The organism is Pseudomonas sp. TE31087 (genome assembly GCF_057284075.1).
In genome coordinates this window covers 837,040-861,163 of the sequence record NZ_JBXVNN010000001.1, presented here as the reverse complement: position 1 = coordinate 861,163, position 24,124 = coordinate 837,040, and the positions used below count along the sequence as shown (strand labels likewise).

Sequence of the window (24,124 nt, the reverse complement as noted above, 5' to 3'; positions counted from 1 at the left end):
GTGCCCTGCGGCGATGAACGCCTTGCGTCCCACCACAACTACCCAACCAAGAGGTTTGTATGAACGCCCCCTTCGATCAGCTGTCCACCTGGCTGAAAGAACACCGGATCACCGAAGTCGAATGCGTGATCAGCGACCTGACCGGCATCGCCCGCGGCAAGATCGCCCCGACCGCCAAGTTCCTCCACGAGCGCGGCATGCGCCTGCCCGAGAGCGTGCTGCTGCAGACCGTCACCGGCGACTACGTCGATGACGACATCTACTACAGCCTGCTCGACGCCGCCGACATCGACATGGTCTGCCGCCCCGACCCCACGGCGGTGTACCAGATCCCCTGGGCCATCGAACCGACCGCGATCGTCATCCACGATACCTTCGACAAGCAGGGCAACCCCATCGAGCTGTCGCCGCGCAACGTGCTGAAGAAGGTCCTGAAACTCTACGCCGACAAGGGCTGGCAACCGATCGTCGCGCCGGAGATGGAGTTCTACCTCACCCAGCGCTGCGAAGACCCGGACCTGCCGTTGCAGGTGCCGCTGGGTCGCTCTGGGCGCGCCGAGAGTGGCCGCCAGTCGTTCTCCATCGATGCCGCCAACGAATTCGACCCGCTGTTCGAGGACGTCTACGACTGGTGCGAGATCCAGGGCCTGGACCTGGATACGCTGATCCACGAGGACGGCCCGGCGCAGATGGAGATCAACTTCCGTCATGGCGACGCCCTGGACCTGGCCGACCAGATCACCGTGTTCAAGCGCACGATGCGCGAGGCGGCGCTCAAGCATAACGTCACCGCCACCTTCATGGCCAAGCCGATCACCGACGAACCGGGCAGCGCCATGCACCTGCACCAGAGCGTGGTCGACATCGCCACCGGCAAGCCGATCTTCGCCAATGACGACGGCAGCATGAGCGAACTGTTCCTGCACCATATCGGCGGCCTGCAGAAGTACATCCCCAAGCTGCTGCCGATGTTCGCGCCGAACGTCAACTCGTTCCGCCGCTTCCTGCCCGACACCTCGGCGCCGGTGAACGTCGAATGGGGCGAGGAGAACCGCACCGCCGGGCTGCGCGTGCCAACGTCCAGCCCCGAAGCGATGCGCGTGGAGAACCGCCTACCGGGTGCCGACGCCAACCCCTACCTGGCCATCGCCGCGAGCCTGTTGTGCGGTTACATCGGCATGGTCGAAAAACTGGAGCCCAGCGCCCCGGTGCAGGGCCGTGCCTACGAGCGACGCAACCTGCGCCTGCCGATCACCATCGAGGACGCACTGCAGCACATGGAAGACTGCGAGAAGGTCCAGCAGTACCTGGGGCAGCAGTTCGTCCAGGGCTACGTCGCGGTCAAGCGCGCCGAGCATGAGAACTTCAAGCGGGTGATCAGCTCGTGGGAGCGGGAGTTCCTGCTGCTGAGCGTTTAAGCCCCCTCGGGGGCGCTTTGCGCCCCTTTCGCGGCACAAGGCCGCTCCTACAGGGGCTGCGCGCGTTCAGTAGGAGCGGCTTTGTGCCGCGAATGGGCTGCGCAGCAGCCCCTACACCACCGAATTCGAAGAACAAGACCAACGAGGTGTCGACATGCGTCATCCGCAAGCTTTGATCCCCGCAACCTTCGCCCTGCTGTTCGGCGCCGCCGTCCAGGCCCAGCCGACGGTCAGCGTGTACAACTGGACCGACTACATCGGTGACACCACCCTGGCTGATTTCCAGGCCAGCAGCGGGATCAAGGTGGTCTATGACGTGTTCGACTCCAACGAGACCCTGGAGGGCAAGCTGCTGGCCGGGCGCACCGGCTACGACGTGGTCGTGCCCTCCAACCATTTCCTCGCGCGCCAGGCCCAGGCCGGCGCGTTCCTGCCGCTTGACCGCAGCAAGCTGCCGAACTGGCAGCACCTGGACCCGCAACTGCTCAAGCAGCTGGAGCAGAACGATCCGGGCAACCAGTACGCCGTGCCGTACCTCTGGGGCACCAACGGCATCGGTTACAACGTCGACAAGGTCAAGGCGGTGCTGGGCATCGACCGGATTGACTCCTGGGCGGTGCTGTTCGAAGCCGAGAACCTGAAGAAGCTCAAGCAATGCGGCGTGGCGTTCATGGACTCGCCGGACGAACTGTTCCCGGCCATGCTCAACTACCTGGGCATGAACCCGCGCAGCGAGAAGGCCGACGACTACCGCAAGGCCGAGGCCCGCCTGCTGGAACTGCGCCCGTACATCACCTACTTCCACTCCTCCAAGTACGTCTCGGACCTGGCCAACGGCGACGTCTGCATCGCTTTCGGCTATTCCGGCGACGTGCTGCAGGCCGCCCACCGCGCCGAGGAGGCCGGCAATGGCGTCAAGGTCGCCTACAGCATTCCCAAGGAAGGCAGCAACCTGTGGTTCGACCTGCTGGCCATCCCCAAGGACGCCAAGAACCCCGAGCAGGCCCTGGCCTTCATCAACTACCTGCTCGACCCCAAGGTGATCGCCAAGGTCAGCGCCACGGTCGGCTACGCCAACGCCAACCCGGATGCCAAGGCCGACATGGACCCGGCGCTGGTGAACAACCCCGAGATCTACCCGCCCCAGGACGTGCTGGACAACCTGTATGTCTCGACCATGCAGAGCCCCGGGATCCTGCGGCAGATGACCCGCTCCTGGAGCAAGATCAAGTCCAACCGCTGAGCCGAGCCCGCCCATGCCACAGATGAACGAACACACCGCCTCCTACTACGCCGCCTCGGCGCGCCTGGCGGCCACCTACCCTGCGCTCGACCAGGACCTGCAGGCCGATGTCTGCGTGGTCGGCGGCGGCCTGACCGGGGTCAACGCCGCCCTCGAACTGGCTGAGCGCGGCCTCTCGGTGATCCTGCTGGAAGCCCGCCGCATCGGCTGGGGCGCCAGCGGGCGCAACGGCGGCCAGCTGATCCGCGGCATCGGCCATGACGTGTCCGGTTTCGCCCGTCACGTCGGCCAGGACGGCGTGCGCTACCTCAAGCAGGCCGGCATCGATTCGGTCGCGCTGGTGGCCCGGCGCATCGAACAGTACGGTATCGAATGCGACCTGCGCTGGGGCTTCTGCGAGCTGGCCAACACCCCCGCCCAGTTCGCCGCCTTCGAAGACGAGCAGCGCGACCTGGCCGAGCTGGGCTATCGCCACGAGACCCGCCTGGTCAACCCCGAACGCATGCGCGAGATCGTCGCCAGCGACCTGTACGCCGGCGGCCTGGTGGACATGGGCTCGGGCCACCTGCACCCGCTCGACCTGGTCCAGGGGGAGGCGCGCGCCGCCCACGGCCTGGGTGTGCGGATCTTCGAGCACAGCCCGGTGCTGCGTATCGAACATGGCAGTACGGTGACCCTGCATACCGCCCGGGGCCGGGTGCGCGCCCAGAGCCTGATCCTGGGCTGCAACGCTCATCTCGACGCACTGGAGCCGCGCCTGAGCGGCAAGGTCCTACCGGCCGGCAGCTATGTGGTGGCCACCGAACCCTTGCCCGAGGCCCTGGCGCGCACGCTGATCCCGCAGAACATGGCACTGTGCGACCAGAAGGTGGGGCTGGACTACTACCGCCTGACCGCCGACCGCCGCCTGCTGTTCGGCGGCGCCTGCCACTATTCCGGGCGCGACCCGAAGGACATCGGCGCCTACATGCGGCCCAAAGTGCTAAAGGTGTTCCCGCAACTGGCCGAGGTGCGCCTGGACTACCAGTGGGGCGGCATGATCGGCATCACCGCCAACCGTTTCCCCCAGGTCGGCCGCCTCGGCCAGCACCCTAACGTTTACTATGCCCAGGGTTACTCTGGGCATGGACTTAACGTCACCCACTGGACCGCGAAGCTGCTCGCCGAGGCCATCGCCACCGAGCACAGCCAGGGCTTCGATGTGTTCAGCGCGGTGCCGCACCTGACCTTCCCCGGCGGCAAGGCATTGCGCTCGCCGCTGCTGGCGCTGGGCATGCTGTGGTACCGGTTGCGCGAGGCGCTGGGCTGACAACCCTGCTTCAGAGGATGGCCTGCAGCCCCTTGTCGGCAATGATGTTCAGTAGCTTCAAGGCAGGCCCGGCCGGGCGTGTTTCGCCCTGTTCCCACTTGCGCACCGTCGATGCACTGGTGTGCAGGTGGAGGGCGAATACCGGCTGGCTGAAGTTCAGCGCTTCGCGCAGGTGGCGGATGTCCTGGGCGCTGAATGCCCGCACCGGGGCCGGGCAGATCGCCTCGAAGTCGCGCAACGTGACCTTGCCGACGGCACCTGCCTGCTCGAGGGCCGAGAGGTCGGCACGCAGTGATTCAATGAGTTTGCTGGTCACAGTGGACCTCCAGAATAAACATACCCGTGGAGGGCATACCTTCACAGTGTCAGAGCCCCATCGATAGTCAGCGTATTCCGGCAATACAGTAGGAAACGGCAACCGTCGCCATCCGAACACTGGCCTTCGGCCAACCACCTGCTAGCGTTGTTCTGGCCACTTCCCTCATGGACCTCGTCATCATGAAGCACCTGCCTCGCACCACCCTGCTGTGCGCTGCTCTGCTGGCCCTGGTTGCCTGCTCCAGCAACCGTGTCGATCCCAAGGACTATTCCGGCTTTCTCAAGGACTACAGCCGCCTGAAGCCCGCCGAGAGCGTCTCCGGCGCGCCGGTGATGCGCTGGATCGATCCGGGTGTGAAGGCCAGCCAGTACACCAAGGTGTTCATCGAACCGAGCCAATTCTATCCCAAGCCGCAGCCGACCAACGTGATCTCGGCGCAGACCCTGCAGGAGATCACCCGCTACTTCAACGAAGCGATGCGCCGCGAACTGGGGAGCGTGCTCACCCTGGTCAAGGAGCCTGGCCCGAACACCATCGTGGTGCGCCCGGCGATCACCGCGGTGTCCACCAGCACCGAGGGCCTCAAGCCCTACGAGGTGATTCCCATCGCCCTGGTGGCCGCGGCGGTGAACACGGCCGCGGGCGGTCGCGACCAGGCCGTGGACATTGCCGTGGAGGCTGCATTCCTCGACGGCGGCAACCAGAACGTGCTGGCCCAGGTGGTGCGCAAGGGCAGCGGCAAGGAGCTGGAGAACGACAGCACGCAACTGACCCTGAACGACGTCAAGCCGGTGCTCGATGGCTGGGCCAGCGACATGCGCCGCAGCTTCGTGGCGTTGCAGCAGAAGTCTAAGTGAGGCAGTCCAGCCTTTAGATCTCATCGCGGGGCAAGCCGGCTCCCACGAAACGGGAGCCGGCTTGCAGGCCTGATTGACACCACTCGTCGGACATACTGCAAAAAGGCCATCACTGCATTTTTTGCCTGCTTAACTCAAGCGAGCTGCCAGGCAGGCGGCACCGCACTTCAGGGATGGCTGCACAAGCCGGCTGCCAACAGCCGCTCGCACCGGGCACGCCAGTACATCCGCCCGTCTACCTGCCTCTCCCCCTTTTCTCCCCCGTCCGCCTGCGCAAGCGTTGGTTACGGTATTTCATTCATTGAATGCAACGGAGGCAATCATGTCTGTATCGCTGACCGCACCGTCGGAAGGCCTGTTCCCGGTGTCCTACCTCATTGGTACCAATGCCCCGGGCGCCCCGCGCCTGCAGCTGGACCTGCTGGTCTACACCCCAGACCGCAGCGTCAACGGCCACGCGCTGATCACCCAGACCACCAACCCACCGCTGGAGCTGGGCCTGGATGCCTGGGGCAGCTACAGCTACCTCACCGTGCAACCACCAAGCGAAGGCAAGATCCTGCTGACGGTACGTGGCAACCACGGTGGCCCACACGCCAATTCGCCGGAGCAGTTCGAACTGCGCGCACTGCTTGACCTGGACTGGCAGAAAGGCACGGCCAGCTACCGTTACTACAACGGCCAGCGTTGGATCGAGGTGGACAACGTACCCGTCGTGCTTGAGCTCAAACGCATCCAGACGCTGGCGAACGTCGACCTGACGACCGAACTGCACAACGCCACCTTGGAGGCAGTGATCGCCACTGGTGACGTCGCGCAACTCAAGCAACTGGCCAGCGGTGCCGTGGGCAAAGCCCTGGACCAGGCCCTCGCCTCGACCAAGAGCCCGGCCGCCAAAGCCGCCAAGAAAGCCTGAGCAGACAAGGAGAATCAGCATGTCCTTCGGACTTTTTCATACCCGCCTGAACGTCAGCAACGGGCTGCTCGGCGCACCTATCCTGACCCTCGACCTGCTGGTCAATACCGTGCAGAAGAAGGTCACCGGCAGGGCCTCCATCATCCAGGCCACGCATCCGGTCCAGGTCTTCCACGCCAAGGTGTGGGGCGGCTACAGCGAGCTGCCGTTCGCGCCCGTAGGTAGCCCGTCAATTGTCCTGCACCTGGATGGCAGCCCAAGCGGCCCGCTCAGCCAGATCGCCCAGAGCTTCCACCTGCAGGGTCTGCTCGACCAGGGCTGGAACATCGGCACCGCCAGCTACCGGTACTTCAGCAACGGCCACTGGGTCGACCAGCATGGCCGCGTGCGCAAGGCGCCGGACATCACCCACCAGGATCAACCGCAACCCGCGGAGCGCCTGAAGGCTGTGATCAAGCACCTGGAAAACGCTTGACCTGAACCGTCGCGGGGCCAGCCCGCCCCCACATCAAGGTGTGGGAACGGGCTGGCCCCGCGATCATCGGTCAGGCCATGAAGCTATAGGCAATCGCCGACAGCGTGATCAAGCCGATCAAAACCACGAATACGTTCGACAGCTTGCCCGAGTACTGGCGCAACGCCGGCACCTTCTGTACCGCATACATCGGCATCAGGAACAGCAAGCAGGCGATCACCGGCCCACCCAGACTTTCGATCAGCCCGAGAATGCTCGGGTTGAGGGTCGCCACCGCCCAGCAGGTCACCAGCATGAACAGCGCCGTGGCGCGCTCCAGGCGCTTGGCCGGCCAGGCCTTGCCACGTCCGCGCAGGCTCTTGACGATCATGCCCTGGAAACCTTCGCTGGCACCGATGTAGTGGCCAAGGAACGACTTGGTGATCGCCACCAGCGCGATCAGCGGCGCGACAAAGGCGATCACCGGGGTCTGGAAGTGGTTGGCCAGGTACGACAGGATCGAGATGTTCTGCGCCTTGGCCGCGGCCAGGTCGGCCGGGCTCAGGGCCAGCACGCAGCTGAAGCAGAAGAACATCACCGTCAGTACCATCATCACATGGGCGGTGGCCAGGGTGCGGCCGCTCTTGCGGTCGGCATCATTGCCATAACGGTGCTTCTGGTCGACGGCGAACGCGGAGATGATCGGCGAGTGGTTGAACGAGAACACCATCACCGGGATCGCCAGCCACAAGGTCAGCAGTAGCTTGGAGGCGCTGATGCCTTCGTTGGCCTGGGCGAAGAACGCGCCGTTCCAGTTGGGAATCAGGCTCAGGGCCAGCAGCAGCAACGAGGCAACGAAGGGATAGACCAGCACGCTCATGGCCTTGACGATGATCTGCTGGCCGCAGCGCACCACGATCATCAGCCCGCAGATCAGCAGCAGGGCCAGCAGCGCTCGCGGCGGCGCGCCGATGTGCAGCTGGTGTTCGAAGAAGCTGGTCAGGGTGTTGGTCAAGGCCACGCTGTAGACCAGCAGGATCGGGAAGATGGCGAAGAAGTACAGCAAGGTGATGAGCTTGCCGGCGCCCACGCCGAAGTGCTCTTCCACCACCTCGGTGATGTCCTCGTTGCCGCCCTTGCGCCCGGACAGCACGAAGCGGGTCAGCGCGCGGTGGGCGAAGAAGGTCATGGGGAACGCCAGCAGCGCCAGGATCAGCAGCGGCCAGAAGCCGCCGACCCCGGCGTTGATCGGCAGGAACAGGGTGCCGGCGCCGATTGCCGTGCCGTAGAGGCCCAGGGCCCAGGTGGTGTCGTGGCGGTTCCAGGTGGTCGAGCCGCTGGCCGAAGCCAGGGCAGCCGAATCCGCACGAACGCTCGTGGTGCTTTGTACATCAGTCATTGGGTATCGCCTTGTAGTTGTTTTTGTCGCAGGTACAGCGGGTGTTGCAGGTTCAATCAGGATTGTGGGAACAGCTTCGTGGGAGCGGGCTTGCCCCGCGATGGTAGTGGCCATCGCGGGGCAAGCCCGCTCCCACGAAGCCGTCCCGCACAGGAGATCACTTGGGTGTCAGCACTCGACGAACGCGACAGCCAGGCCGCCGCGGGAAGTTTCCTTGTAGTTGGCGTGCATGTCCGCGCCGGTGTCGCGCATGGTGCGGATCACCCGGTCGAGGGAGATGAAGTGCTCGCCGTCACCGCGCAAGGCCATCTGCACGGCGTTGATGGCCTTCACCGCGGCGATCGCGTTGCGCTCGATACAGGGGATCTGCACCAGGCCACCGACCGGGTCACAGGTCAGCCCGAGGTTGTGCTCAAGGGCGATCTCGGCAGCGTTTTCCAGCTGTGGCGGCGTGGCGCCCAGCACCTCGGCGAGCCCCGCGGCGGCCATCGAGCAGGCCGAGCCCACCTCGCCCTGGCAGCCCACTTCGGCGCCGGAGATCGAGGCGTTCTTCTTGCACAGGATGCCCACTGCTGCGGCGGCCAGGAGGAACGCCACCACGTCGTCGTCGCAGGCACCGGGGTTGAACTTCATGTAGTAATGCAGCACCGCCGGAATGATCCCGGCCGCGCCGTTGGTGGGCGCGGTGACCATGCGCCCGCCGGCGGCGTTCTCTTCGTTGACCGCCAGGGCAAACAGGTTGACCCACTCCATGGCGCTGAGGGTCGAGCCGATCACGTTGGGCTTGCCGACCTCCTGCAGGCTGCGGTGCAGGCGTGCCGCCCGGCGCTTGACCTTCAGCCCGCCGGGCAGGATGCCTTCGTTGCGCAGGCCGTTGTCGACGCACTCGCCCATCGCCGCCCAGATCTTCAGCAGGCCTTCGCGCACCTCGCTTTCCGGGCGCCAGGCGCACTCGTTGGCCAGCATCAGCTGGCTGACGCTCAGGTTGTGGGCCTTGCACAGGGCCAGCAGTTCGGCGCCGCTGGAGAATTCGTAGGGCAAGGCGACCAGGTTGTCGCTGCCTTGCGGCGCATCGATCTCGCTTTGCTCGACGATAAAGCCGCCACCCACGGAATAGTAGGTCTGGCTGAACTGGCTGCCCTGCCCGTCGAAGCTTTCCAGGGTCATCGCATTGGGGTGATAGGCCAGGTTCTCGTCGAGCAGGCGCATGTCACGGCTGTACTGGAACTCGATCGGCTGGCTGCCATCGAGCATCAGGCACTGCTCCTGCATCAGCTGGTCGATGCGTGGCTCGATGCTGTGCGGATCGATGCGGTCCGGCCACTGGCCCATCAACCCCAGCAGGCAGGCGCGGTCCGTGGCGTGACCGACACCGGTGGCCGACAGCGAGCCATAGAGGCGCACCTCGACCCGCCGCACCTGGGCCAGCAGGCCGCGTTCACGCAGGGTCTGGGCGAAGGTCGCCGCGGCGCGCATGGGGCCGACGGTATGGGAGCTGGACGGGCCGATGCCAATCTTGAAAAGGTCGAAAACACTGATAGCCATGCTAATGCCTGACCGTGACAACCATCTAGGATATGCCACGGTTCTCTGGAAAATTTGAGCGGTATTGCCAAGTTGCGCGATACTGCCCCTCTCAGGCCAGCTTGACCAACGAAACTTCCTACATAAGCCTTTAGCAGGACTAAACGATGAAAGGCCCACTCAACGGCCAGGTGTTCGTCTGGCTGCACGTGTTCTCCTGTGCGGCGCGGCACCTGTCGTTCACCCGCTGCGCCGAGGAGCTGCACATCACCCCCGGCGCGGTCAGCCAACAAATGCGCCAGCTCGAGGAACGCCTGGGCTTTCGCCTGTTCCTGCGCCGCGCCCGCGGCGTCGAGCTGTCCGCCGAAGGCCAGCGCCTGGCGCAGACCGTGGCCGAGGCCTACGGCAGCATCGAGGCCGAGCTGCTGCGTCTGGATGCCGGTGAAATACGTGGCACCCTGCGCCTGCGCTCGATCCCCTCGTTCCTGGCCAAGTGGCTGACCCCGCGCCTGCCGCGCTTCCAGCAGCGCTACCCGGACATCGAGCTGCGCCTGGTGGCCGAGGACAGCAACCAGGCGCTGCACCCGGAAGACTTCGACCTGGCCATCGACCTCAACGACGGCAGCTATCCGGGCATGCTCTCCACCCCGCTGCTGGACGAGCAGATCTTTCCGGTCTGCTCGCCGGCCCTGCTGCGTGGCCGCCCGCCGCTGCACGGGCCGGCGGACCTGGCCCACTACCCGCTGCTGCACGACATCACCGCCTGGCGCGGCAGCTCGGAGTACGCCGAATGGGAGTTCTACCTCGACGGCATCGGCGCCGGCGGGCTGGACGTGCGCCGCGGGCACACCTTCAACCGCAACCACCTGACCATCGAGGCCGCCATCGCCGGCGTCGGCGTGGCCATCGCCCGGCGCACCCTGCTCAACGACGAGCTGGAGCGCGGCGCGCTGATCGTGCCGTTCGGGGTGCCGATCGCCAACCACAAGCGCTATGTGCTGCTGTATCCGCCGGGCGGACTGAGCCAGCCGGGAGCGCGTGCAGTGCATGACTGGCTGGTTGAAGAGGCCCAGGGTTTTCGCACCCTGCATCCGCTGAAGCTGCCCGCCAGCTGAAGGCATCCGGACAGAACCGCCTCTTCAATCGGCAAACGCCCGCACCAGATGCTCGATCACTGCCCGCACCCGCGCCGTGTGGCGCAGGTCGCGATGGGTGACCATCCATACCTCGTAGGGCTGGCTGCGCGCGCGCTGCGGCCAGACCCGCAGCAGGCCGTCGCGCTGCCCCAACGCCACGGGGATCTCGCCCAGGCCCAACCCTTCGGCAATGCCCCGGCGCAGCATCATGCTGGCATTGGCCGCCATCACCACCCTGCCCTCGCCCATGGGCACGTCCACCAGGGTCGGTACCCCGCGATCACGCCAGTACGGCTCGTACACCACCAGGTCATGGCCGGCAAAACTGCCCTCCTGCGGCATGCCGCGACGCGCCAGATAGTCCGCCGAGGCGAACAGCCCCATCTGCCAGCTGACCAGCTTGCGCAGCACCAGGTCGGGGTTGTCCGGGCGCTGGTTGCGGATGGCGATGTCGGTTTCGCGTTGCGACAGGTTGACGATCTCCGAGCTGCCGCTGAGCACGATGCGCACCTCGGGGTGATCGTCGTGCAACCGGCGCAGCGCCGGGATGACGAACTCCAGCGCCAGGGAATCGGTGGTGGCGATGCGCACCTCGCCGGCCTGTTCGTTATCGCTGCCCCGGGTGCGACGGGCCAGCTCCAGGGCAGCCTGCTCCATCTTCTGCGCCAGCTCCACGGCCACTTCGCCGGTGGCGGTCAACTGGTAACCGGCGGGGGTGCGCAGGAACAGGGTCGCGCCAAGATCGGCCTCCAGCGCCGCCACCCGCCGGCCCACCGTGGCCTGGTCGACGCGCAGCACCCGGGCGGCGCGGCGCAGGGTCAGTTCGCGGCTCAAGGCCAGCAGCATGCGGGCGTCGTCCCAGTTCATTCGTTCACTCCATTGTTCGTCGGGCAACGAGAGCCTGTGGGAGCGGGTTTACCCGCGAAAACAGTAGTGGGTTCACCAACGTATTCGCGGGTAAACCCGCTCCCACAGGACAGGAATCTCACCTGAAGAAAATCTGCAAAGGTGCGTCGCAAAATCGCCGCGCGACCGCGCAGCGTGGGTTTCATACCCTGTGACGCACCGGGCCAAAACGGCCTTTCCTCAGAATGACAGAGGTCTTCATGCGTCACATCCCCACTCACATGACCGCCATCGATATTACCCAACCTGGGGGCCCCGAGGTCCTGCAGGCCGCCACCCATGCCACGCCTCGACCAGGCCCCCGGGAGGTGCTGATCCAGGTCCATGCCGCCGGCGTCAACGGCCCCGACCTGCTGCAGCGCAAGGGCCTGTACGACCCGCCCGCCGGCGCGCCGGACATTCCGGGGCTGGAGATCGCCGGGAAGGTCGTGGCCATCGGCGAGCAGGTCCGCCACTTTGCCGTGGGCGATGCGGTGATCGCTCTGGTCCAGGGCGGCGGCTACGCCGAATACGCCGTGGCCGACGAGCGCACCACCGCGCACCTGCCGGACAACCTGTCGATGGTCGAGGGCGCGGCCTTGCCGGAAACCTTCATGACCGTCTGGGTCAACCTGTTCCAGCGCGGCGGCTTCAAGGCCGGTGAAAGCGTGCTGATCCACGGCGGCGCGTCCGGCATCGGCACCACCGCCACGCAGCTGGCCCGGGCCCTGGGCGCGGCGAAGATCCTCACCACAGTCAATGGCGCCGGGCAACAGGCCGCCAGCCTCGAACTGGGCGCCGACGTGGCCATCGACTACACCCGCGAGGACTTCGTCGAACAGGTCATGCTGCACACCGAGGGCAAGGGCGTGGACGTGATCGTCGACATCATCGCCGGCGACTATGTGGCCCGCAATTTCAAGGCCGCGGCCATGGATGGACGCATCGTGCAGATCGGTGTGGTCAAGGGGCCGGCCACCGAGGTCGACCTGTTCCCCCTGCTGACCAAGCGCCTGACCCATATCGGCTCGACGCTGCGCGCGCGCAGCGCCGACGACAAGGCGGCGATTCTCGCGGACCTGCAGGCCAAGGCCTGGCCCCATGTGCGCAGCGGCGCGGTCAAGCCGCTGATCCACGCGACCTTCCCGCTGGCGGCGGCCAACCAGGCCCATGTCCTGATGGAGTCTGGCCGGCATATCGGCAAGGTGGTATTGAAGGTTGCGCACAACGGCTGAGTCAGTCGAGCGCGCCGCTGCCCAGGGCGATCCTGATCGCCTGAGCGGTGGTGCTCACCCCCAGGCGCCGGCGGGCGGCGCGAAGATGGTTTTCCACAGTGCGCACCGACAGGCCCAGGGTGGCGGCGATATCCGCCTGGCGCTGCCCGGCGGCGGTCCAGGCCAGCACCTGGCGCTCACGCGCCGACAGCTGACCCTCGCCGGGCGGTGCCTCCAGCAGCCGCCGGGCACCGAGGAACGCGGTGTTGGCCAACAGGCTCAGGGCCAGGCGCGCCGGCGCCGAAGCGTCGATGCGCACACCGCCCAGGCTCATCGCTCCCTCCAGGCCCGCCGGGCCGAACACCGGCACTTGCAGGCCATGGATGCCCGGCCCGCATGGCACCCGCACCACCCGATAGCGTTCACCTTCGTCGCTCGGCTGCTTGCTCCAGAAAAACGCTTCACGGGCCGCCAGCAGATGGCGGGTTACCGGGCAATGGCGTACGTAGGTCCGGGCATCGACCGCCTGGCCGTCACCGAACCAGTCTCCTTCCACCCAGTGGATGCGCTCGACCACCTCGTCCCGCGCGGCGCTGGCGCTGAACAGCACGAAGCGGTCATAGCCCAGCGGCCGGGCGACGTTGCGCACGGCCGTCTGGATCGTCGCCAGGGCGGTGGCCTGCTCGATCTGCCGGACCGCCTGGACCACCTCGTCGAACGGCATGCCACTCACCCGCCGTTGGCCGCCTTGAGCAAGGCCGCGGCGGCCAGCTTGCCCAAGGCGTTGCCGGCCAGCGGGCTGTCGCCGGTGAGCAGCCGGCGGTCCTGGTGGACAGCGCCGGAGATGCCGTCGTTGATGATCTCGACGCCTTGGGCCTGCAGACGCTCGCCGAACTTCCAGGTCAGATGACCGGGCATGTAGCCGATGTCCGGGGTCTTGGCATCCAGCTCATCGGGGAAGGCGCAGATCTTGTAGCCATCGAACAGTTTGCCGCCAGCCAGCAGCGCCGCCGGCCCGTGGCACAAGGTGATGACGAACTTGTCGTGATCCGCCGCCCATTTCAGCACTTGGGCAACTTCTTCGCTTTCCGGCAGGCCGATCAACGCGCCGTGGCCGCCGGGAATGAACACGCCGATGTAGTCCGAGTCGTCACCCAGGGCACTGTCGATCACCTCGGCGAGCTTGCGCGGCTGCTTGAAGGCAGGCTTGTAGCGCTCGAACAGGCCGAGCACCTGCTGGTCCTCGCGCGGCATGGCCCAGTATTCGAACTTGACCGGGTTGCCCGACAGGGTCGCGACGTCGAAGGCGAAGCCAGCCTTGTCCAGGTGGTACATGGGCAGCAGGGTTTCCACGGGATGGTTGCCGGTGGAGAACAGCGTGCCGTTGTCGGTGAGCAGGTAGCGTTCGTCGGCGCCGATCAGGAGGATTTTCCAGCGTCCGCCCTTGTAGGCGTCGGGGTAGTCAGCGCCGCTGAGGTCGGACTTGGGTGAGGTGAACTGGCTGAGGGAATACGGCGAGGGGAAGAAGGCATTGTCCTCGGCCGGATCGAGGGTCGGGCGTTTGTCGTCGTTGTTGCTGGTCATGGCTGTGCTCCAGTGCCTGGGGGTTGACCGGATCCATGCTAGGAGGCCACCGGATGAGCGGCAATGAGGGTTTTCCCTCAATGGCTGCCTGTGGCATCGGTACATCAGACCGCGCGATCCCTGTAGGAGCGGCCTTGTGTCGCGAAAGGGCTGCACAGCAGCCCCAGCAATTTCGAGGGTGGCTCAGAACCTGGGGCCGCTGCGCGCCCCTTTCGCGACACAAGGCCGCTCCTACAAGGGTTACGAATGGGACCAGAGCAGTCTAGCCGAGCGCAGACGGCGTATCGACGTCGCGCACGACACCGCCATCGTCCAGGTCCAGAACAACAACGCGATCGGCATGCCGTCGCAACACGGCGCGTGCCCCTTCATCACCGGACAACCCGCCGAGCTCGGCCCAGAATTCCCGGCCAAAAAGCACCGGATGCCCATTCTGCCCCAGATGACGCGGCACCACGATGACCGAAGGGCCAGCAGTTGCGATCAAACGCTGGAAGGTTGCAGGCAGAATCCACGGCATGTCCCCCAACAGGATGGCGACGGCCTTTGCCTCGCTGTCCCCCAGCGATGCGGCGCCCGCCGCCAGGCTATGGCCCATGCCCAGCCCGGCATCGAGGCTATGGACGACCCGGCAGATCGCCGGCAACCCCAGGTCCTCGCCCCGCTCGCCAGCACGCAATACCACGCGCACCTCGTCGAACACCGCCAGGGCGTGCTCGACGCTGTGCTGCAACAGACTGCGACCATCGCCGAGCACGGCCCGGCGCTTGTCCGCGCCGAAACGCGAACCCTGGCCGGCCGCCAGCACCAGCGCGACGACGCTCACAAGGCCTCGCGGGCGATGCCGCTACGGGTGCGCAAGATATCGGCGAGCACCGCCAGGGCGATCTCCGCTGGCGTCTTGCTGCCCAGGTTGAGGCCGATGGGGGCATGGATGCGCGCCATCTCGGCATCGCCGAGCCCGCCGACACGGCGCAGGCGTTCACGGCGTTTTTCCGAGGTGGCCCGCGAGCCCATCACGCCAATGTAGAACGCTTCGGTGTGTACCGCTTCGAGCATGGCCAGGTCGTCGATCTTCGGGTCGTGGGTGAGCGCCACCACCGCCGTGTCGCGGTGGCAACCACCGTTGGCGATGAACAGCGAGGGCAGTTCCCGACGGATTTCTATCCCGTCGAGCACCACGTTGTCCATCACCTCGTCGCGAGGGTCGCACAGCACCACCTCGAAGCCCAGGCCCTTGCCGAACTCGGCGCAGAAGTGCGCGACGCTCGAGTAGCCGGCTAGCAGCAGGCGTTGGGCGGCGCCGACACGCAAGCGCACGCGATGCTCGCCCTGCTCCACCCGTGGCCCCTGGCTGTGGTCATCCTGCACCCGGCGTTCGCCCGTACGCAGGTCGACCTCGCGCACAAGCCGACGGCGACCCAGCAAGGCCGCCTCCAGCTCACCCAGGTGCGCCTGGGTCGCGCAGTCGCCCGGCAGGTTCTCCACCAGCACGTCGAGGATGCCGCCGCAGGGCAGGCGGATGTTGCCGCGGGTGTCGCTGCCGTCACCATAGCGCACCACGGCGACGGCCCCGGCGAACTCGCCGGCGGCGACGCGTTCGAGGAAGTCCTCCTCGACGCAGCCGCCGGACAGCGAGCCGACCCAGTGCCCCTGGTCGTTGACCGCCAGCAGCGAGCCCGGCGCGCGCGGCGCCGAGCCATAGGTACAGAGCACCGTGCACAGCCACACGCGCAAGCCGTCACGCGACCACTGCGCCGCCTGGCGCACCACCTGCAGGTCGAGATGCTGCACCGGTCAGTCCGCCTTCAGCTGGGCCAGCTGCTGGGTGGTCAGGTCGCCCGGCAGGCCGCCCCAGGCTTCGCGCAGGTAGTTGACCATGTCGGTCAGCTGCCGGTCGTCGAGCTTGTCGGCGAAGCCCGGCATCGGCTGCATGCGCTCGAAGCCAGTGAATTGCTGCTCGCGGATGCCGTCGACGATGGCCTTGACCAGATTGCGCGAGTCGGCCTGGCGCAGCACGGTGTTACCGCGCATGGCCACGGCGATGTGCGGCTTGCCCTCGCCCTCGACACCGTGGCAGCCGGCGCAGACGTTGAGGTACTGCTGGCGGCCGCGCTTGGCGCTCTCGCCCATGGTTTCGTGGGCGACCGCCTGCACCACCTTGGCCGCCGGCGGCTGGTCGCCGAGCAGGTAGGTGGCCATGGCCGCCAGGTCGCTGTCCTGCAGATGCTGGGTGCTGTGGTGCACCACCGGGTACATCTCGTTGAACATGCTGCCCTGGGCGCTGACCCCGTGCTTGAGGAAGGTCGCCAGATCCGCCTGGTTCCAGCCGCGGTCGGCCAGGTCCTGGGCCAGCAGGCTTGGTGCCAGGTAGCCCAGCAGCAAGCCGCCGGTCAGGCGCTTGTCCTGCTGCAGCGCGCCAATCGGATTGCGCGGGGTGTGGCATTCGCCGCAGTGGCCGAGCACCTCGACCATGTACTGGCCGCGCTTCCACGCCTCGCTGTTGCCCTTGCCCTCCTCCAGCTGCACGCTCTTGCCGTACAGCAGGTTCCAGCCGATCAGGCCGGTGCGCACGTTGAACGGGAAGCTCAGGCTGGTTTCCGGGGCCGGACGGTTGATCGGCGCCACGCTCATCAGGTAGGCATGGATGGCGTCGGAGTCCTCGCGCTTGACCAGGTGGTACGAGGTGTACGGCATGGCCGGGTACAGGTTGGCGCCGTCCTTGCGCTTGCCCTCGGTGAGGGCGGCGAAGAACTCGTCGCTGCTGTAGTTGCCGATACCGTACTGCTTGTCCGGGGTGATGTTGGTGCCGTAGATGGTGCCGAACGGCGAATGGATCGGCAGGCCGCCTGCATACGGGGCGCCGCCTTCGGCGGTGTGGCAGGCCATGCAGTCGGCGGCGCGGGCGAGGTATTCGCCGCGCTTGATCAAGGCCTCGTCCGCCGCCTGGGCGTTGAAGGTGACCAGTGCGCCGATGGCCAGGGCCAGGCTGCTCAGAACACGCGTCATGCTCAACCCTCCTTGACCAGGCCGAGGTCACCCAGCACTTCGCGGGTCGCCTCGTAGTAACGCACGTAGCCGGTGCAGCGGCACACATGGTGGCCGAGGCTGGCCTCGATGGCGCCCTCCAGCTCACTCTGCTTCAGCGGCTTGCGCTGGGCCTTTTCCACCAGCACCGTGGCGGCGTTGACGAAGCCCGGCGCGCAGTAGCTGCACTGGAAGGCGAAGCGGTCGACGAACTTCTGCTGGATCGGGTTCAGCTCGCCGGGGTTGCCGGCTTCATCGACCTTGGCGTGGCCTTCGATGGTGCGGACTTTCTTGCCCTCGAAGTAATGCGCGCCGGTGATGCAGGTGCGCACTTCCTCGCTGGTGCCGTCGGGGTTGTCGACGATCACCACGCAGGCATGGCAGATGCCCTGGCCGCAGCCAAGACGCGAGCCGGTGAGGTTCTGGTATTCGTGCAGGAAGTCGATCATCGCCAGGTCATCGGGGACCACTTCGGTGACGACAGGTTGACCGTTGAGGGTCAGTTGCAGCTTGCGGTCAGCCATTGAGGGCCTCCTTGACTCGGGCGGGGGTGATGGGCAGGTCGCGCACGCGCTTGCCGATGGCATGGGCCACGGCGTTGCCGATGGCGCCGACCACCGGGATCATCACCACTTCGGCGATGCCCTTGGACGGATCGGTCGGCGACAGCGGCGGCAGGATCTCCGAAGTCTGCTTCCACACCGCCACATGTTTGGCCATCGGCAGGCGGTAACGGTTGAAATTCCAGTCGCCCTCGCCCGGGCCACCCTCGTACAGCGGCATTTCTTCCAGCAGCGCATGGCCGATGCCCATGGCGATACCGCCCTCGAGCTGGCCCTTGACCAGCTCCGGCACCAGCACCCGGCCGCACTCGACCCAGCTGTGGTGGTTGAGCACCGTCACCTCGCCGCTGCCCTTGTTGACCTTGACCTCGACGATGGTCGCCACCGGGCTGTAGTAGGTGACCATGGCGTTGTTCAGCTGGGTGGCCGGGTACTCGGCGTTCTGCCGGTCAAGCAGGTGGAAGCCGGCGCTGTTCATCTGCGCCTTCTTCGCGATCACCGCGCCGTCGCCGTACTTCACCGCCACGGCATCGAGCGGCAGGCGCTCGCGCACGCCGTCGATGACGTAGTCGGCCTCGGCCCAGCTCCAGCGGTTGAAACCGTGCACGCTGACACCGGTGACCAGGCCCATCTCATGGGCTTTCTTGGCCAGCGTGGCGAACGGGATCGGCGCCAGGCCGTTGCCGGTCAGCTCACCGTTGACCCACACCGCGTTCTCGCGGCGCACCACCAGCGGGTTGGCCTGACCGCCATACGGGCCCTGGCTCCACAGGGCCATGGCCGCCGGCCACAGGCCGTGGTTGAACAGCACGCGGGCCGCTTCGCGGGTGGCGTGGCTGAAGTAGAACGCCGAGTTGGTCGCCGACGACGGCGAAGCCAGCTTGCCGACCCAGCGCGGGTTGCGCAGCGCGGCGTCCTGCTCGGCCTGGCTGATCAGGTAGGGGTTGCCACTGGTGGTCAGCGCCAACTCCGGCCACTCAGTCTGGGCGGTCATTACCTCGTCGGCGACACGGCCGAGGAAGTCGCTGACTACCAGGGCCTGGGAGGTAGACATGCCAGTGCCCAGCTCGGTGCCGATATGGCGCAGGCTGATACGGCCGTCAGCGGTGAACTCGACTGCCGCCATTGGCGCCTCGGAGCCGGTGCCGAAGTCTTTCTGGGTGATGGCAAAGCCCACGCCGTACCAGTTGTCGTGGTCCTTGGCGTCTTCGGCCTGCTTGCGCGCCTGGCGGTTCTTCCACCAGTCGTGCGCGGCGGCCTTGTCGAGGATCTCGTGCAGGCGCAGGGCACCGGCGGGCACCGCGCCCTGGGTGTTCTTCATGCCCGACTTGAGCGCGTTCTTGCGGCGCAGCTCGATGGCGTCAACGCCCAGGCGGTCGGCGATCTCGTCGACCATCATCTCGGTGGCGGCCATGCTCTGCAGGGTGCCGTAGCCGCGCATGGAGCCTGCCTCGACGCCACGGGAATGGTAGGCGGTCACCGACAGGTCGTTCTGCGGCATGTAGTAGATCGACTGCGCCGCGGTGGCGCCCACGGCGGCCACCGACGGGCTGTAGTTGATGCGCCCGCCGCCGTCGACGCTCATGTCGGCGCGGAAGATCTTGAAGCTCATGTCCTTCTTGTCGACGGCCAGCTGGTAGCGGATGTCGAACGGGTGGCGCTTGATGCCACTCTGGAACTGCTCGTAGCGGTCGTTGGCCAGGCGGATCGGCACGCCCGCGCCGTACAGGGCGGCGACGGCGGCGTAGAACACGAAGATGTTGTTGTCCTTGGAGCCGTAGCCGACGGTGTAGCCCGGGTGCATGTTCAGGTGCTTCAGGCCGAAGCGCGACGGCTTGATCATGTGCACGCATTCCTGCGCCACTTCGAACGGGCACTGGGTGGCCACGACGAAATGCAGGGTGCCGGTGGCCGGGTCGAACCAGCCGTTGCCGTTGTCCGGCTCGAGGGCCGCGGGCTCGATCGACGGGGTCTTGTAGCGTTCGTCGAACAGCAACCAGTCTTCCGGCGGCTGCTTGAGCTGCTCGTCGATGCGCTGGGCGTAGAACATCCCCTGCTCGGTGAGGGTGCCGTGCTGCTTGGGCTCGGCGGTCCATACCGGCTTGCGCGCCAGGATGGTGGGGAACAGCATGGTGTTCTTCAGGCTCGAGTATTCGTCCTCGTCGAACGGCGTCTTGCCGCCCACGCGCACGAAACGGAAGCTGCCGTAGGGGTCGCGCTGGTACAGCGGCGCCTGGGCGCCATAGCGGATTGCCTGGTCGTTGAACTGCAGCTTGAGCTTGGCCTTGCGGAAACGCTCGAAGTCGTTCCAGATCAGGATCGCCACCGGGTGGCCGATGAACATCGGCACCTGGCCCGGCGGCAGCAGCGGGTCCGGCGAATGGGCTTCGGGCCAGGCGATGCCGTCCTTCTTCAGGTCGTCGGCGGTGACGATACGGTCCGGCTGCAGCTCGGCGCCCAGCAGCGACAGGTCATGGCCTGCGTAGATGCGGTCGGCCTTGGTGGCCTTGAGCAGCATGGCGTGGCCCTGCTGCTGCGGCCAGCCGGGCATGTCCTTGGCGCGGATGTCGCGGGCGAACACCTTGTTGCCACAGACCTTGGACAGCGCGTCGTTACGAAAACGCGCCTTGCCGTCGTGGTTCATCCACTTCTGCGGCGAGGTGGTGACCTTGTTTTCCATCAGGGCGGCGAAGGCCTGGCTGCCGAGCGGCGCCAGGGTCACGCCGACACCGGCGATCAGCCCGCCTTGCAGGAACGAACGCCGGGAAATATCACGGTTGGACATGGTTGATCCTCTGGGTAGCTCTTGGGCTGCCCATGCTTTTTCTGGTGCTTGAGAAACTGGGAGGGCGCGCACGATCACAAAAACTGACTGCGAAGTCAAGTTGACGATCGTAGGGTACCTCTGCAAGTCAAGCAGACAACTTGTCGCGGGGTGGGGCCTTCGATTGGATAGGGCCCATGGCGAGGGCAAGCGAGGCATCGCTACTGCTTGGCACGGGCGTTGCCCGTGATCGCGGGACAAGCCCGCTCCTACAGGTGGGGGGGGCGAAATCGGGGGCAAAAAAAAGACGCCTCATTGGAGGCGTCAAGACATTCACCTGTAACCAAAGGAGCACGTGGGCTTCTCAAGGTGAATTCGGGAAATGCTCAGAGGATCGACAGGGGGTACTCGACGATCACCCGCACCTCGTCCAGGTCCGATTCGAAGGCCGTGGCCCGGGTGGTGGCCTGGCGCACGCGCAGCGACAGGTCCTTGGCCGCGCCGGTCTGCACCACGTACTTGACCTCGATGTCGCGCTCCCAGCGCTTCTGGTCGGTGAGCGGGTCGCCGTTGTCATCGCGGCGCATGTAGTAGGCGTTGGCGTGGCTGTAGTCGGCGTCGCTGCCACGGCCATAGCGGGTCATGAACGACAGCCCCGGCACCCCGTAGGCGGCCATGTTCAGGTCGTAGCGCAGCATCCACGAACGCTCCTTCGGCGAGTTGAAGTCGCTGTACTGGATGGAGTTGTCGAGGAAGATCGAGTCGGACTGGCGCAGGTAGTCGAAATCGTCGTCGCCGTTGTTGCGCTGGTGGGTCAGCGCGAGGGTGTGGGCGCCGTAGCGCACGCCGAGCCTGGCGCTCCAGATGTCGTTGTCGAACTGCCCCAGGCGCTGACGCCCTTCATCCTTGGCATTGTAGAAATTGAACCCGCCGATCAGCGCCAGCTCATCCGACAACGGCCAGGTCACGCTGGTGCCGGCGTAGTACTGGTTCCACACATCCTTCAGGCGGCTGCCGAACAGGCTCACGCTGACGTTTTCGTTGATCGCGTAGTCGCCGCCGCCGTAGGCGATCCATGGCGAGTCCACCGGGCCGCCGTAGAAGGTCACGAAGTTCTCGCGCAGGTCGCTGGACACCGGCTGGCTCATGGCGTGCAGGCGCCCGGCCTGCAGCGTCAAGCCTTGCAGGCTGGTGTTCTCCAGGGTCACCCCGCGAAAGCTTTCCGGCAGCAGCCGCGAGTCGCCGGCAGCGACCACCGGGTTGACCGGGAACACATCGCCCACCCGCAGCACGGTGTCGAACAGGCGCACCTTGGCCGCGCCGCCGACCTTGCTGTATTCGTCGCGGGCCTGGCCATCACGGTCCACCGGCAGCACGTCGAACGAACTGCGCCCGCCGTTGCGCCCGCCACCAGTATCGAGCTTGAGCCCGAGCATGGCGAAGGCATCCACGCCGACACCCACCGTGCCCTGGGTGAAGCCGGATTCGAAGCGGGTGATGATGGCGTGGGCCCAGGCTTCGGAGTAGCCGTTGTCGCTGGCCTTGCCGGGGTTGTAGGTGGGCGCGCGACCGTCGCGATGGTCTCGATTGAAGTAGTAATTGCGGTTGAGCACGCTCAGGCGGCTGCCCTCGATGAAGCCCTCCTGCTGCTCTTGCGCGGCCCAGGCCGCCGGGCCGAAGCCGGCCAGCGCCACCAGGGCGGCCAGGGAAAGTGTTGGATTGCTTGTCATCCGATGCTCCTTCGATTGCGGCTGTTCTTGTTGTCGGGCCTTGGCGCTGGAGCGTCCCTGGTCTGGCCAGATGCGTGCGCACCCAGTCCCGTTGGCCGAGCCTGATGCTCGCCGCTGGCGGATAACGGGAAGGTGATGGGAGGATTACAATCGTGTCATTCGCGGCCGTGGAATCGGCATCCCCGGCCACCTTTCATATCTGTAACCCGGGCGTCATGCCGCTGTCGGCTGCCCATCGCTAGCGTGGACTGCGAAACGAACCTTTCGGAGACACGCACCATGCTACGACCGACCCTGATCGCCGCCCTGCTGGCGCTTTCCCTTTCGGCCCAGGCCACGGGCTTTTCCAGGCAAGACAGCGAGCAGCTGCTCGAAGACCACCAGCAGGCCGTGGCGGCCTACGCGGCGCAACGCGCCAAGCCGATGCCGGAGATCGTCGACTACCGCTATGGCATGAAGCTCGACGTCGCCCGCCTCGTGCGCCAGTCGGGCGACCCGCGCACCTGCGAGGTGGTACCCCGGCTGATGACCTTCGAGGACAGCCAGGGCACCCTGCGCACCGTGCGCTACTCGGTGCAGTCGCAATGCATCAACAACAAGTAGCTCAGCCGCGCAGCCCGTCCACCAACTGCAGGCTGTTGCGCCCGCCGCGCTTGGAGGCGTACAGCAGCACGTCCCCCTGCTCGATCAGGGCCGCCAGGCTGGCCGGTGGGCGGTCGAACAGATTGGCGCCAATGCTCAGGGTCACCGCCTCGGGGGTGCGGAACGATTGCTCGGCCGTGGCCTGGAACTGCCGGCGCAAGGTATCGGCCAGCTGTTCAATGGCCTGGCGCGAAGCATCACCCAGCAGGATGACGAACTCGTCACCGCCCAGGCGCGCGGCGATCGCCCGCTCCGGCAGCAATGCCCGGATCATCTCGCTCAAGGCCACCAGCAGGCGGTCGCCGGCGGCGTGTCCGTGCAGGTCGTTGACCAGCTTGAAATGGTCGATATCGATCAGCAGCAAGGCGCCCGGACGTTGCGGCGAGACCTCCTTCAGCAGGTTCGCCGCCCGCACCTCCAGGGCGCGACGGTTGTACAGCGCGGTCAGCGGATCGCGCGCGGCCAGGCGCTCGATGCGTTCCTCGCGGCGGTAGCGCACGGTGCCGGTCATCGACAGGGCGATCAGCATGATTGCCATGGCACCCTCCACCAGCGACGCCTGGATGATCTGCCCACGGAACGCCGTGAGGTCGATCAGCGTCCCCGGCAGCAGCGCCGGCAAGGTCTTGGCCAGGTAGAACAGGCCGTGCAGCAGCAGGATGTAGCGCAACTGCACCGCCCCCACGCTCAGGGACTTACCGTGCGGGCGCAGCAACGCGCTGGCGTACAGGGTGAAGCTGGCGACCAGCAGCGAGTTGAGCACCAGGAAAGTCTTCGACCACAGCGGCCATTGCGGCAGCAGCAACAGGCCCGACCAGAGCAGCGGTGCCAGGTAGCAGGCCCGTGACAGCCGCGTCTCGGTGAAGCGCGACACCCCCAGCAAAAACAGCCAGTGAGCGGCGACCAGCATGCCGTTGGCAAACCAGATGCCGACGAACAGATAACCGCTGCCGCGCAGCAGGGCAAGCGAGGAGCCGACGCTGATGGTGGCGAAGCTGGCGCTCCAGCACAACAAGGAGGACTCGCGCACGCTGATCCATTCCACGGCCAGGTACAAGGCGGCGACCGCGGCCAGGGCAATGGAGAGGGTCAGCAGGGTGGAAGCGTCGAACGCCATGGGTGGGGGTGGCCTGTGTATTA

Annotated in this window: 22 protein-coding genes; 9 read left to right on the top strand and 13 right to left on the bottom strand. The window is 66.2% G+C overall.

The genetic code is table 11. The annotated features are described in order from the left end of the window. The first annotated feature begins 59 nt into the window (after positions 1–59). The 3 genes from ACZ899_RS03985 to ACZ899_RS03975 all read left to right on the top strand — a co-directional run bounded on the left by ACZ899_RS03985 (position 60) and on the right by ACZ899_RS03975 (position 3,970). Positions 60–1,418, top strand: coding sequence for a glutamine synthetase family protein (locus ACZ899_RS03985; protein ID WP_028689491.1), 1,359 nt, complete (start codon positions 60–62; stop codon positions 1,416–1,418). Between the two features lie 154 nt (positions 1,419–1,572). Then, complete coding sequence (locus tag ACZ899_RS03980) at positions 1,573–2,661, top strand: polyamine ABC transporter substrate-binding protein (protein ID WP_203652404.1); 1,089 nt, start codon at positions 1,573–1,575, stop codon at positions 2,659–2,661. 13 nt (positions 2,662–2,674) lie between these two features. Next, complete coding sequence (locus ACZ899_RS03975) at positions 2,675–3,970, top strand: NAD(P)/FAD-dependent oxidoreductase (RefSeq protein ID WP_234562824.1); 1,296 nt, start codon at positions 2,675–2,677, stop codon at positions 3,968–3,970. 10 nt (positions 3,971–3,980) lie between these two features. Here the strand turns inward: ACZ899_RS03975 and ACZ899_RS03970 are convergent, their stop codons facing one another. Further along, entirely contained in the window at positions 3,981–4,286 is a 306-nt protein-coding gene (locus ACZ899_RS03970) for a helix-turn-helix domain-containing protein (protein WP_186714127.1), read from the bottom strand. A gap of 182 nt (positions 4,287–4,468) precedes the next feature. Here ACZ899_RS03970 and ACZ899_RS03965 point away from each other — a divergent pair, with 182 nt between their 5' ends. The 3 genes from ACZ899_RS03965 (at position 4,469) to ACZ899_RS03955 (ending at position 6,537) form a co-directional block, all read left to right on the top strand. Next, positions 4,469–5,146 (top strand): DUF3313 domain-containing protein, encoded by a 678-nt coding sequence (locus ACZ899_RS03965; protein WP_203652403.1) that lies wholly within the window; start codon positions 4,469–4,471, stop codon positions 5,144–5,146. Between the two features lie 322 nt (positions 5,147–5,468). Then, complete coding sequence (locus ACZ899_RS03960) at positions 5,469–6,062, top strand: DUF1842 domain-containing protein (RefSeq protein ID WP_203652402.1); 594 nt, start codon at positions 5,469–5,471, stop codon at positions 6,060–6,062. A 19-nt stretch (positions 6,063–6,081) separates the two neighbouring features. Then, positions 6,082–6,537: a DUF1842 domain-containing protein gene (locus ACZ899_RS03955; RefSeq protein WP_203652401.1), complete on the top strand. Its 456-nt coding sequence runs from the start codon at positions 6,082–6,084 to the stop codon at positions 6,535–6,537. Positions 6,538–6,607: 70 nt separating this feature from the next. On the opposite strand, the gene ACZ899_RS03950 is transcribed toward ACZ899_RS03955, so the two are convergent. Both ACZ899_RS03950 and ACZ899_RS03945 read right to left on the bottom strand, forming a co-directional pair. Continuing rightward, entirely contained in the window at positions 6,608–7,915 is a 1,308-nt protein-coding gene (locus ACZ899_RS03950) for a serine/threonine transporter (RefSeq protein WP_203652400.1), read from the bottom strand. A gap of 168 nt (positions 7,916–8,083) precedes the next feature. Further along, complete coding sequence (locus tag ACZ899_RS03945) at positions 8,084–9,460, bottom strand: L-serine ammonia-lyase (RefSeq protein WP_234562321.1); 1,377 nt, start codon at positions 9,458–9,460, stop codon at positions 8,084–8,086. Between the two features lie 146 nt (positions 9,461–9,606). On the opposite strand from ACZ899_RS03945, the gene ACZ899_RS03940 reads away from it, so the two are divergent. Continuing rightward, positions 9,607–10,554 (top strand): LysR substrate-binding domain-containing protein, encoded by a 948-nt coding sequence (locus tag ACZ899_RS03940; protein WP_234562320.1) that lies wholly within the window; start codon positions 9,607–9,609, stop codon positions 10,552–10,554. A 24-nt stretch (positions 10,555–10,578) separates the two neighbouring features. On the opposite strand, the gene ACZ899_RS03935 is transcribed toward ACZ899_RS03940, so the two are convergent. Beyond that, the gene (locus ACZ899_RS03935; protein WP_234562319.1) at positions 10,579–11,442 is read right to left on the bottom strand and encodes a LysR family transcriptional regulator; all 864 of its coding nucleotides are present in this window, start codon (positions 11,440–11,442) and stop codon (positions 10,579–10,581) included. 260 nt (positions 11,443–11,702) lie between these two features. Between ACZ899_RS03935 and ACZ899_RS03930 the strand changes: the two genes are divergently transcribed. Then, on the top strand, positions 11,703–12,695 hold the full coding sequence (locus ACZ899_RS03930; RefSeq protein WP_326491856.1) for an NAD(P)H-quinone oxidoreductase: 993 nt from the start codon (positions 11,703–11,705) through the stop codon (positions 12,693–12,695). A gap of 1 nt (position 12,696) precedes the next feature. Here the strand turns inward: ACZ899_RS03930 and ACZ899_RS03925 are convergent, their stop codons facing one another. From ACZ899_RS03925 to ACZ899_RS03890, 8 genes are all read right to left on the bottom strand, one after another. Beyond that, positions 12,697–13,398 carry a PA1136 family autoinducer-binding transcriptional regulator gene (locus tag ACZ899_RS03925; RefSeq protein ID WP_234562317.1) on the bottom strand — a complete coding sequence of 234 codons (702 nt, stop codon included), beginning with the start codon at positions 13,396–13,398 and terminating at the stop codon, positions 12,697–12,699. A 5-nt stretch (positions 13,399–13,403) separates the two neighbouring features. Then, the gene (hchA, locus tag ACZ899_RS03920) at positions 13,404–14,258 is read right to left on the bottom strand and encodes a glyoxalase III HchA (RefSeq protein ID WP_234562316.1); all 855 of its coding nucleotides are present in this window, start codon (positions 14,256–14,258) and stop codon (positions 13,404–13,406) included. Positions 14,259–14,520: 262 nt separating this feature from the next. Beyond that, positions 14,521–15,084, bottom strand: coding sequence for a nucleotidyltransferase family protein (locus ACZ899_RS03915; RefSeq protein WP_234562315.1), 564 nt, complete (start codon positions 15,082–15,084; stop codon positions 14,521–14,523). Further along, entirely contained in the window at positions 15,081–16,052 is a 972-nt protein-coding gene (locus tag ACZ899_RS03910) for an XdhC family protein (protein ID WP_234562314.1), read from the bottom strand. Before ACZ899_RS03910 ends, ACZ899_RS03915 begins: the two co-directional genes overlap by 4 nt. A gap of 3 nt (positions 16,053–16,055) precedes the next feature. Further along, positions 16,056–17,267, bottom strand: a complete 1,212-nt coding sequence (locus ACZ899_RS03905) for a cytochrome c (RefSeq protein ID WP_203652392.1) — start codon at positions 17,265–17,267, stop codon at positions 16,056–16,058. Between the two features lie 2 nt (positions 17,268–17,269). After that, positions 17,270–17,809, bottom strand: a complete 540-nt coding sequence (locus ACZ899_RS03900; RefSeq protein ID WP_203652391.1) for a (2Fe-2S)-binding protein — start codon at positions 17,807–17,809, stop codon at positions 17,270–17,272. Continuing rightward, positions 17,802–20,633 (bottom strand): xanthine dehydrogenase family protein molybdopterin-binding subunit, encoded by a 2,832-nt coding sequence (locus tag ACZ899_RS03895; protein ID WP_234562313.1) that lies wholly within the window; start codon positions 20,631–20,633, stop codon positions 17,802–17,804. Before ACZ899_RS03895 ends, ACZ899_RS03900 begins: the two co-directional genes overlap by 8 nt. A gap of 365 nt (positions 20,634–20,998) precedes the next feature. Beyond that, entirely contained in the window at positions 20,999–22,342 is a 1,344-nt protein-coding gene (locus ACZ899_RS03890; RefSeq protein ID WP_234562312.1) for an OprD family porin, read from the bottom strand. 279 nt (positions 22,343–22,621) lie between these two features. Here ACZ899_RS03890 and ACZ899_RS03885 point away from each other — a divergent pair, with 279 nt between their 5' ends. After that, positions 22,622–22,945, top strand: a complete 324-nt coding sequence (locus ACZ899_RS03885; protein WP_110739211.1) for a DUF2790 domain-containing protein — start codon at positions 22,622–22,624, stop codon at positions 22,943–22,945. 1 nt (position 22,946) lies between these two features. Here ACZ899_RS03885 and ACZ899_RS03880 read toward each other — a convergent pair whose 3' ends face one another. After that, positions 22,947–24,101 carry a GGDEF domain-containing protein gene (locus tag ACZ899_RS03880; RefSeq protein ID WP_186714113.1) on the bottom strand — a complete coding sequence of 385 codons (1,155 nt, stop codon included), beginning with the start codon at positions 24,099–24,101 and terminating at the stop codon, positions 22,947–22,949. Between the last annotated feature and the right edge of the window lie 23 nt (positions 24,102–24,124).

Excerpts from the sequence above, each read along its gene's own strand:
- ACZ899_RS03900 (WP_203652391.1), bottom strand. The coding sequence starts at position 17,809 with ATGGCTGACCGCAAGCTGCAACTGACCCTCAACGGTCAACCTGTCGTC.
- ACZ899_RS03985 (WP_028689491.1), top strand. The coding sequence starts at position 60 with ATGAACGCCCCCTTCGATCAGCTGTCCACCTGGCTGAAAGAACACCGG.
- ACZ899_RS03950 (WP_203652400.1), bottom strand. The coding sequence starts at position 7,915 with ATGACTGATGTACAAAGCACCACGAGCGTTCGTGCGGATTCGGCTGCC.
- ACZ899_RS03895 (WP_234562313.1), bottom strand. The coding sequence starts at position 20,633 with ATGTCCAACCGTGATATTTCCCGGCGTTCGTTCCTGCAAGGCGGGCTG.
- ACZ899_RS03980 (WP_203652404.1), top strand. The coding sequence starts at position 1,573 with ATGCGTCATCCGCAAGCTTTGATCCCCGCAACCTTCGCCCTGCTGTTC.
- ACZ899_RS03965 (WP_203652403.1), top strand. The coding sequence starts at position 4,469 with ATGAAGCACCTGCCTCGCACCACCCTGCTGTGCGCTGCTCTGCTGGCC.
- ACZ899_RS03955 (WP_203652401.1), top strand. The coding sequence starts at position 6,082 with ATGTCCTTCGGACTTTTTCATACCCGCCTGAACGTCAGCAACGGGCTG.
- ACZ899_RS03885 (WP_110739211.1), top strand. The coding sequence starts at position 22,622 with ATGCTACGACCGACCCTGATCGCCGCCCTGCTGGCGCTTTCCCTTTCG.
- ACZ899_RS03930 (WP_326491856.1), top strand. The coding sequence starts at position 11,703 with ATGACCGCCATCGATATTACCCAACCTGGGGGCCCCGAGGTCCTGCAG.
- ACZ899_RS03880 (WP_186714113.1), bottom strand. The coding sequence starts at position 24,101 with ATGGCGTTCGACGCTTCCACCCTGCTGACCCTCTCCATTGCCCTGGCC.
- ACZ899_RS03960 (WP_203652402.1), top strand. The coding sequence starts at position 5,469 with ATGTCTGTATCGCTGACCGCACCGTCGGAAGGCCTGTTCCCGGTGTCC.
- ACZ899_RS03925 (WP_234562317.1), bottom strand. The coding sequence starts at position 13,398 with ATGCCGTTCGACGAGGTGGTCCAGGCGGTCCGGCAGATCGAGCAGGCC.
- ACZ899_RS03940 (WP_234562320.1), top strand. The coding sequence starts at position 9,607 with ATGAAAGGCCCACTCAACGGCCAGGTGTTCGTCTGGCTGCACGTGTTC.
- ACZ899_RS03905 (WP_203652392.1), bottom strand. The coding sequence starts at position 17,267 with ATGACGCGTGTTCTGAGCAGCCTGGCCCTGGCCATCGGCGCACTGGTC.
- hchA (WP_234562316.1), bottom strand. The coding sequence starts at position 14,258 with ATGACCAGCAACAACGACGACAAACGCCCGACCCTCGATCCGGCCGAG.
- ACZ899_RS03975 (WP_234562824.1), top strand. The coding sequence starts at position 2,675 with ATGCCACAGATGAACGAACACACCGCCTCCTACTACGCCGCCTCGGCG.
- ACZ899_RS03890 (WP_234562312.1), bottom strand. The coding sequence starts at position 22,342 with ATGACAAGCAATCCAACACTTTCCCTGGCCGCCCTGGTGGCGCTGGCC.
- ACZ899_RS03945 (WP_234562321.1), bottom strand. The coding sequence starts at position 9,460 with ATGGCTATCAGTGTTTTCGACCTTTTCAAGATTGGCATCGGCCCGTCC.
- ACZ899_RS03935 (WP_234562319.1), bottom strand. The coding sequence starts at position 11,442 with ATGAACTGGGACGACGCCCGCATGCTGCTGGCCTTGAGCCGCGAACTG.